General features: G+C 38.7%; 6 protein-coding genes. 5 read left to right on the top strand and 1 reads right to left on the bottom strand.

The annotated features are described in order from the left end of the window. Positions 1–226 precede the first annotated feature (226 nt). On the bottom strand, positions 227–1,051 hold the full coding sequence (locus AC11ZT_RS08975; RefSeq protein WP_484059271.1) for an aldo/keto reductase: 825 nt from the start codon (positions 1,049–1,051) through the stop codon (positions 227–229). A 380-nt stretch (positions 1,052–1,431) separates the two neighbouring features. Here AC11ZT_RS08975 and adhP point away from each other — a divergent pair, with 380 nt between their 5' ends. The 5 genes from adhP (at position 1,432) to AC11ZT_RS09000 (ending at position 8,458) form a co-directional block, all read left to right on the top strand. Further along, entirely contained in the window at positions 1,432–2,442 is a 1,011-nt protein-coding gene (adhP, locus tag AC11ZT_RS08980) for an alcohol dehydrogenase AdhP (protein WP_484059274.1), read from the top strand. An 87-nt stretch (positions 2,443–2,529) separates the two neighbouring features. After that, positions 2,530–3,999, top strand: coding sequence for an aldehyde dehydrogenase family protein (locus AC11ZT_RS08985; RefSeq protein ID WP_484059275.1), 1,470 nt, complete (start codon positions 2,530–2,532; stop codon positions 3,997–3,999). A gap of 183 nt (positions 4,000–4,182) precedes the next feature. Further along, positions 4,183–5,331: an iron-containing alcohol dehydrogenase gene (locus AC11ZT_RS08990; protein WP_484059272.1), complete on the top strand. Its 1,149-nt coding sequence runs from the start codon at positions 4,183–4,185 to the stop codon at positions 5,329–5,331. 35 nt (positions 5,332–5,366) lie between these two features. Beyond that, the gene (locus AC11ZT_RS08995; RefSeq protein ID WP_484059276.1) at positions 5,367–6,992 is read left to right on the top strand and encodes a sensor histidine kinase; all 1,626 of its coding nucleotides are present in this window, start codon (positions 5,367–5,369) and stop codon (positions 6,990–6,992) included. Beyond that, positions 6,989–8,458, top strand: coding sequence for a sigma-54-dependent transcriptional regulator (locus tag AC11ZT_RS09000; RefSeq protein WP_484059273.1), 1,470 nt, complete (start codon positions 6,989–6,991; stop codon positions 8,456–8,458). Before AC11ZT_RS08995 ends, AC11ZT_RS09000 begins: the two co-directional genes overlap by 4 nt. Positions 8,459–8,684 lie beyond the last annotated feature (226 nt).

Raw genomic sequence — 8,684 nt, forward strand, 5'->3', positions numbered from 1 at the left:
CGCACAAGCTTTGTTATTGCCCACCGCCTCTCTACCATCAAGGATGCAGACTTAATTTTAGTCATGAACAAAGGAACAATCATTGAACAAGGAACACATCATGAACTGCTTGAACAAAACGGCTTCTATGCTGACTTGTACAATAGCCAGTTCGGTGAAGAAATACCAGCTATATAAGAAAAAAGAAGCTTAAGTGGAATATCCGCTTAAGCTTCTTTTTTTCTTATTAGAAATTAAAATTATCTGGATCGGCCCCTAATCGAATGCCTGTTTCTAGGCTGTCCACTCTCTTCATTTCCTCTTCTGTTAACTCGAAATCAAAAATTGTAATGTTTTCCTTGATTCTAGCAGCATTTACTGATTTCGGAATAGCAATGACGCCGTTTTGATAGTGCCACCGCAAAATAACCTGAGCTGGTGATTTTCCGTACTTTTCCCCTATTTCTTGAAAAGTAGGATGATTGAGCGCATCTTTCCCGCGTAGTATCGGCCCCCACGCTTCAATTTGTATTCCCTTCTCTTTGCAGTATGTACGAAGTTCCTTTTGATTAAAGAGTGGATGAAGCTCGACTTGATTTACTGCAGGAACATACTTCTCCCCTTCTAACTCGCGGAGATGATGAATGTTAAAGTTACATACACCAATTGCTTTCACTTTTCCTTCGTCATACAAATGCTCAAGTGCTCGCCACGTTTCGACGAACTTTCCTTTCACCGGCCAGTGTACAAGATAAAGATCGAGGTAATCGGTTTGAAGCTTCTTTAACGACTCTTCAAATGCATGTAACGTACTTTCATATCCTTGATCAGAGTTCCAGACTTTAGTCGTAAGAAACAAATCTTCTCTCTTTACGCCGCTTTCTTTTATTGCAGTTCCTACTCCCGTTTCATTTGCATAAAATGAAGCCGTATCGATAAGTCGGTAGCCAATGCGAATTGCTTCCTTCACCGCCTCTACCGTTTGATTCCCGTCTTCCATTTTGTATACGCCAAGTCCGAGTGCAGGCATAGCTAGTCCGTTGTTTAAAATTAAGCTTGGGGTTGATGACATGGGATGGACCTCCTTATTTAAAATAATTACGACGAAATTGATAGCAGAATGGAAATGTTCTGTCCACTTATTATTATACTTCAAATGTACGACAAAAAATAACAATTGCTTTTGTAAACGTAATTTCCCCTTGCTACGGTTACCAAACCTTTCTTTACTCTTCCTGCAAAGCATTTAACTTGTACAACATATCGGCATCTCTCCCATTTTCTCGGTACAACGTGCCAATAATTCGGCACATCGAGTCAATAGAAAACTACAAAACCCCCATTTGTAAGCGTTCTAAAAACTGGCACACTACTTGCATATATAAAGACTGAACACCAAAAAAGATGGGAAAGGGGATGTTGTTCATGTGTTCGAAGCACAGCAATAGAACGATGAAAGCAGCTGTAGTAAATGAGTTTAAACAACTGCTTGAAATCACAGAAGTGCCTGTCCCAGAAATCGGGTACGGAGAAATTCTTGTGAGAATTAAAGCGTGTGGGGTTTGTCATACAGATTTGCATGCGGCGAATGGGGACTGGCCCGTAAAACCAAAGCTTCCTCTTATTCCTGGTCATGAAGGCGTTGGAATTGTGGAAGAAGTTGGCGAAGGTGTTACTGCTATTAAGGCCGGAGATCGGGTTGGTGTTCCTTGGCTTTATTCCGCTTGCGGGGAATGTGAATACTGTTTAACAGGGCGTGAAACGCTGTGTCCTCATCAATTAAATGCAGGTTATTCCGTAGATGGCGGCTATGCCGAATATTGCAAGGCTCCTGCCAACTATGTTGTCAAAATTCCAGAACACCTTGATTTTGCTGAAGTTTCCCCTATTTTCTGTGCGGGGGTAACGACCTATAAAGCATTAAAAGTATCCGAAGCAAAACCAGGAGATTGGGTTGCTATATATGGAATCGGTGGTCTCGGCCATATTGCTTTGCAATATGCCAAGGCGATGGGATTCAACGTAATCGCGGTTGATATTCAAGACGACAAACTAGAACTTGCAAAGGAATTGGGAGCCGACATTACCATTAATGGATTAAACATCGACCCCGTTAGAGCAATAGAGGAGCAAGTAGGCGGTGTTCAATCCGCAATCAGCGTTGCTGTAACAAGAAAAGCATTTGAACAAGCATACCGCAGCGTGAAACGTGGCGGCACATTAGTAGTAGTCGGTCTTCCAAATGACGAATTACCGATTCCAATTTTTGATACTGTTCTAAATGGTGTAACGGTAAAAGGCTCAATCGTCGGGACAAGAAAGGATTTACAGGAGGCACTTGCATTTGCTGCTCAAGGAAAAGTACACACGCACATCGAAACCCAGCCCCTGGACTCGATTAACGATGTATTTCATCGGTTGGAAACAGGAAAAATTAATGGCCGTGTTGTTCTAACAATGTAACCTACGAGAAAGTATAAAAACATAGATTAGAAAACAATTTCTAAAGGAATGGGAGAGATGAAAATGATAAACGCAAAAACAACAGAAATGGAATTAAGTCCTAGATTAGTAGCCTTTTTGACTGGTGCAAAAAAGCTCTATATAAACGGAGAATGGGTAAACTCTGTTTCAGAGAAAACGTTCGAAACAGTTAACCCTGCAACGGGCGTAACGTTAGCCTTTGTTGCAGAAGCAGGTCCAGATGATATTGATTTAGCCGTACGGGCTGCACGAAATGCATTTGATCATGGACCGTGGTCAAAGATGAGCACAGCCGAAAGAAGTCATTTGATTTATAAGCTGGCAGATTTAATGGAAGAGCATAAGCTCGAGCTAGCGCAGCTGGAAACTTTAGATAATGGAAAGCCGATTCGTGAAACGTCGAATGCTGACATTCCGTTAGCGATTGAACATTTTCGTTACTTTGCAGGTTGGGCCACGAAAATTGTAGGACAAACCATTCCGGTACAGGGTAACTATTTCAACTATACGCGTCATGAAGCCGTAGGTGTAGTTGGGCAAATCATCCCATGGAACTTCCCATTATTAATGGCTACATGGAAACTTGGTGCTGCCCTTGCCACAGGTTGCACCGTTGTCTTAAAACCAGCTGAACAAACACCGCTATCCGCTCTGTATTTAGCAACATTAATCGAAGAAGCAGGATTTCCAAAAGGCGTTGTAAATATAGTTCCTGGCTTTGGAATAACTGCCGGTTCACCACTCGTAGATCATCCATTAGTCGACAAGATTGCCTTTACGGGTTCCACAGCAGTTGGAAAATATATTATGAGACAAGCAAGTGAGTCCTTAAAGCGCGTTACACTGGAACTTGGCGGAAAATCACCAAACATTATTTTACCGGATGCAGATCTTACGAGCGCGGTTCCTGGCTCATTAATGGGTATTATGTTCAATCAAGGACAAGTATGTTGCGCAGGTAGCCGCTTATATGTACAAAAGGATATGTATGATAATGTTGTAGCTGATTTGGCCTCCCTTACAAAAACAATTAATCAAGGCAATGGATTATTACAAAGCACGACAATGGGTCCTCTCATTTCAGCAGCCCAGCAAACCCGCGTAAAAAATTATATTGATAAAGGCATTGAAGAAGGCGCAGAAGTGTTGGCTGGTGGTACGATTCCGTACGATCAAGGCTATTTTGTTGCACCAACTATTTTTGCTGATGTCAATCATTCGATGACCATTGCAAAGGAAGAAATTTTCGGTCCTGTTGTAGCCGCGATGCCATTTGATGATATAGATGATTTGATTGCAAAAGCGAATGATTCAGATTACGGATTAGCTGCTGGTGTTTGGACACAGGATATTAAGAAAGCTCATTACTTAGCACATCGTATTAAAGCAGGTACGGTTTGGGTAAATTGCTACAATGTCTTCGATGCAGCAAGTCCGTTTGGGGGTTATAAGCAATCTGGTATTGGTCGTGAAATGGGTAGTTATGCGCTAGAAAACTATACGGAAGTGAAGAGTGTCTGGGTAAACATGGATTAAGTCCCTCCCCCATTCTCTCATTAGAACGTTGAAGTGTACGATTCCAATCGTGCACTTTTTTTATTTTCATATGTTTTTACACAGCTACAAGAAATTTTTCTTGTAGTTAGCCAAAATCAAACAGGAATTTACATATTTTACGGATAAATAAGTATAAAACATAATTTTCCTAAGGTGGTAATCATGCGAATCAATAAATTTGTATCTCCTGAAATTATATTTGGTAAAAATGCCATCAAACAGGCTGGGGATGCCTGCTTACGGCTAGGAGCAAGAAAAGTATTAATTGTGAGTGACGAGGGTGTCGCTAAGGCTGGATGGTTGGAAACGGTAATTGCAATTTGTAAAGCGTCCCAACTATCATTTGCAATATTTATGGATGTAACCATAAACCCAGACGATGCGGCAGTTGTTGCGGGATGCCGTACGTTTATCGAACATGAATGTGATGCCATCATCGGTGTAGGGGGTGGCAGTGCATTAGACGTAGCCAAGGCAATTGCTATCCTTGCGACAAATGGTGGAAAAATCAGTGACTATGAAGGCGTAGATAAAATCGATAAACCCCTTCCTCCGATGATTATGATTATGACAACTGCCGGCTCAGGCTCTGAAGTATCTCAGTTCTCTGTCATTGTAGACGCAGTGCAAAAAAAGAAAATGACGATCATCTCGAAAACATTGGTACCTGATATTGCCATTGTTGACCCATTTACCCTAGTAACGAAAGATAGTAGCTTAACTGCGTCAACTGGTATGGATGTACTCACGCATTCCATTGAAGCGTATGTCAGTATAGCCGCTACACCCCTTACCGATGTACAAGCTAAAAATGCTCTTTCTCTTGTTTCAACCTATTTACGCCCTTCCGTAGCCTCTAAAACAAATGAAGAAGCCAAAGAGGCAATGGCTATGGCTAGCTTGCAAGCTGGACTTGCCTTTTCAAATGCTATTTTAGGAGCTGCCCATGCCATTTCACACGCGATTGGAGGAAAACTCCCCTTATCACATGGTGAAATCAATGCCATTTTGCTTCCTCATGTAATGGAATTTAATTTTATCGCTTCTCCTAAGCGATTTACAGAAATAGCAGAATGTATGGGAATTGATACAAGAGGGTTGACAGAGCGAGAAGCAGGAAATGCTGCCATTCAATTTGTAAAAGAATTATCCCGTGATATAGGAACACCGAAGCGCCTTAGCGATGTAGGAATTACAGAAGAAATACTTGATGTAACAAGTCAAGCTGCGCTTGAAGATGCCTGTATGATTACGAATCCTCGTGATATGACTCTTGCACAAGTAAAAGATTTACTACAACAAGCACTATGAGGAGGTAAACGAGCTTGCTAAAAGATAAACAAGAGATGATTGACCTATTAACGGGTGTGAAATCTTCTAAAAAAAGTTATTATACAGAATTAAAAAAAACCGTGGAACAATTAAAAAAGAAAAACATGCAGCTAGAAATCATTAATGAAGTAATGAAAAGCATAAAAATTGATATGACATTAGAAGATATTTTGAAAAACATGGTAACTAAATTAAAGGTGCTCGTCCAGTTTGATCGACTAAGTCTATTACTATTACAAAACAATACACTCACGTTAACGAATATATACCCAGAGCAAAGTCGTTTTCTAGAAGTAGGAACTACCATACCTGACGACCATTCTCTCTATTGGTCAGCAATAAAAAATAGACAAATCATTTTTACCCGTTTACAAGATCCTCATACTAGCTTTTATGAAGAGGAATATCTTAACCTCTTACACGTAAAAACGGTTCTAGTATTGCCTATATATAGTAAAAACAAAGGAATTGGAGTTTTAAGTATTGGTCGTCTTACTGAATCTGAGTGGGGCATAGATGACCTTGCTTTTCTTGAACAGCTTACAGACCATTTAGCTATTAGTATTGAAAATGCCCAATTATATAATGAAGTATTACGGGGAAAACAGACATGGGAGGATACTTTTAAAGCCGTGGAAGATATGATTCTTGTGTTTGATAAAGATTTACAGGTGCTTCAATTTAACGATTCCGTAAAAAAATTTTTTACTTTAAATGAGCAGTCCCCTGCCCTTTCTATATTGATAGAACCTTGTAAAACTCTTGTTACAGAAACATTTCACTCACAAAAACCAGGGTATAGAGAAATCTACTTTCAAAACCATTCTACTTGTGAACTGTATACTTATCCAGTTCATAATAATGAGCAGCAAGTATATGGAGTGATTGCGTATATCAAGGATGTAACGGAAAAAAGAAAAATGGAAGTACAACTGCTGCATTCTGGAAAACTAGCAGCAATTGGAGAAATGGCTGCTGGTGTAGCACATGAATTAAATAGCCCTTTAACTGCTATTCTAGGAAATTCTCAGCTTTTATTACGAGAAATAACAAGTACTGATCAAACCTATACACTGTTACATGATATTAAAAACTGCGGGAGCCGGTGCAAACAAATTATAAAAAGCCTCCTTACCTTTTCCAGACAAGATGAGTATATTTTTTCCTCTTGTTCTCTAAATGACGCTGTAGAACAAGTATTGAACCTATTAAAGTATCAACTAGAAACCAAACAAATAAAAATTAAACTGCTCCTTCAAGAAAACTTACCTATTATTGAAGGGAGCCAACAACAAATCGAACAAATCATCATTAATTTACTTCTAAATGCAAAGGATGCTCTTACTTCTAGAACCAATAAAGAAATTATCATCCAAACATCCTTTCATCTAAATGCAGTCCACTTATCTGTAAAGGATAATGGAATTGGTATTGAAGAAAAAAGGCATTCTGAAATCTTTCATCCTTTTCATACAACAAAAGAAACAGAAAAGGGTACAGGGCTCGGCTTATCTGTCAGCCTTGGTATAGCGAAAGCACACAATGGTACAATTGAGGTTATGAGCGAACTCAATGTTGGAAGCACTTTCATATTAAAGTTACCTATTCAACCACAAAAGATTGTGGAGGTGATACAATGACAAATCTATTAATTGTAGATGATGAAAAAGAAATTGGCACGTTTCTCTCTCACCTTTTTACATCAAAGGGATATCAGGTTACGGTTATTAACAGCGGTACAGCTTTTTCTAGGATTGATTTTACGAAGCATTCGTTTCACGCTGCCATGATTGATTTAAAATTACCAGATGCAGATGGGCTTTCCTTGTTACAACACTTAAAAAAAGTACAACCAAGATGTAAAGCAATCATTATGACCGGTTATAGTACAGTAAAAACAGCTATAGATGCCATAAAGTTTGGGGCAATCGATTATATTGAAAAACCGTTTGATGATATTGATTTACTAGAAAAACAAGTTGATAGTCTATTAGTTTCCAATGATACATCTACTCAGCAACATATTAAAGACTTAGCTAGTGAAGTCGGCCTTATTGTAGGACAAAATGAAGAAATGAATCAATTAATTCAAACTGCCTATAAAATAGCAAAGAAACATGTAAATATTTTAATTGAAGGTGAAACAGGAACTGGCAAAGAATTGTTATCTCGCTTTATTCATCACGCAAGTCAACGCAGTCAGGAATCTTTTATTGGCGTCAATTGCGGGGCAATTTCAGAATCTCTTTTAGAAAGCGAACTTTTCGGCCACGAAAAAGGCGCATTTACAGGGGCAACAAGGCAACGGAAAGGTTTATTTGAAATTGCAAGTAAAGGAACGCTTTTCCTTGACGAAATCGCTGAGGCTTCACATACTATTCAAGTAAAACTACTTCGTGTACTTGAAACACGTGAATTCATGCGTGTTGGAAGCGAAACGATTTTACATACAAATACTCATATTATTGCTGCAACAAACGAAGATCTTCAGGAATCTGTTAAGCAAAAGAAATTTCGGGAAGATCTGTATTATCGCTTAAATGTCGTTCATTTAAAGATTCCCCCACTTCGTGATCGAAAGGAAGACATTCCTTTTATAATTAATCATATTTTACATCGACATCCGAACATCGATATCTCTTTTTCTGAGGAAGCCATTGAAATTTTACAAAATTATGAATGGCCAGGAAATATTCGTGAGTTATCTAATTTTATTACAAGAGTAGTGGCTTTATCAGATTCAATTCATACCGTTATTACTGCCGATGACTTATTGAATCATGTGAAAGCAAAGCCTACAACAATACAATCATTACAACAAAACAAGGCGATAACGGATAAAAGTAACCTTGAAAATTTCTTACAAAAATGGACAAATGAAATTCTCTCCGACTTCAAACAAAAAGAGGAAATTAATTTAGAAGAAGTTCTTGCACAAGTTAAACAAGTAGAGTCACAAATTGGAAAAGCATTTATTTTACGAACGCTACAACATACGCTTGGAAATCGAAAAGAGGCAGCAAAGCGACTACAAATTACAGTAAGACAGCTTCGTTACCTTTTAAATGAAAAACAACTTAGTCCTGAAAGCCAAACTTTTGATTAATCAGGCTCCATCTCCTTGTGTAGAAAACAAGAAGCTAATCATCTAACTAAACAGAGGATTAGCTTCTTTCTTTTAACTATACATTTTTCTATCACTTGAAAAAAGTACTTTTTTATTTATCCAAACTGCCAAACACTGTGACCAAGGTTTGCATATCGATAACTTCGATGTAATAAGGTTGCTTTTCGTGTGTCGTCAGCAGCTCCCATTGCATAAAAAAGAGGGA

Source organism: Ectobacillus sp. (assembly GCF_056992975.1).

Bases quoted from the DNA above. Each gene is read 5' to 3' on its own strand.
- adhP (WP_484059274.1), top strand. From the start codon at position 1,432: ATGAAAGCAGCTGTAGTAAATGAGTTTAAACAACTGCTTGAAATCACA.
- AC11ZT_RS08995 (WP_484059276.1), top strand. From the start codon at position 5,367: ATGATTGACCTATTAACGGGTGTGAAATCTTCTAAAAAAAGTTATTAT.
- AC11ZT_RS09000 (WP_484059273.1), top strand. From the start codon at position 6,989: ATGACAAATCTATTAATTGTAGATGATGAAAAAGAAATTGGCACGTTT.
- AC11ZT_RS08990 (WP_484059272.1), top strand. From the start codon at position 4,183: ATGCGAATCAATAAATTTGTATCTCCTGAAATTATATTTGGTAAAAAT.
- AC11ZT_RS08975 (WP_484059271.1), bottom strand. From the start codon at position 1,051: ATGTCATCAACCCCAAGCTTAATTTTAAACAACGGACTAGCTATGCCT.
- AC11ZT_RS08985 (WP_484059275.1), top strand. From the start codon at position 2,530: ATGGAATTAAGTCCTAGATTAGTAGCCTTTTTGACTGGTGCAAAAAAG.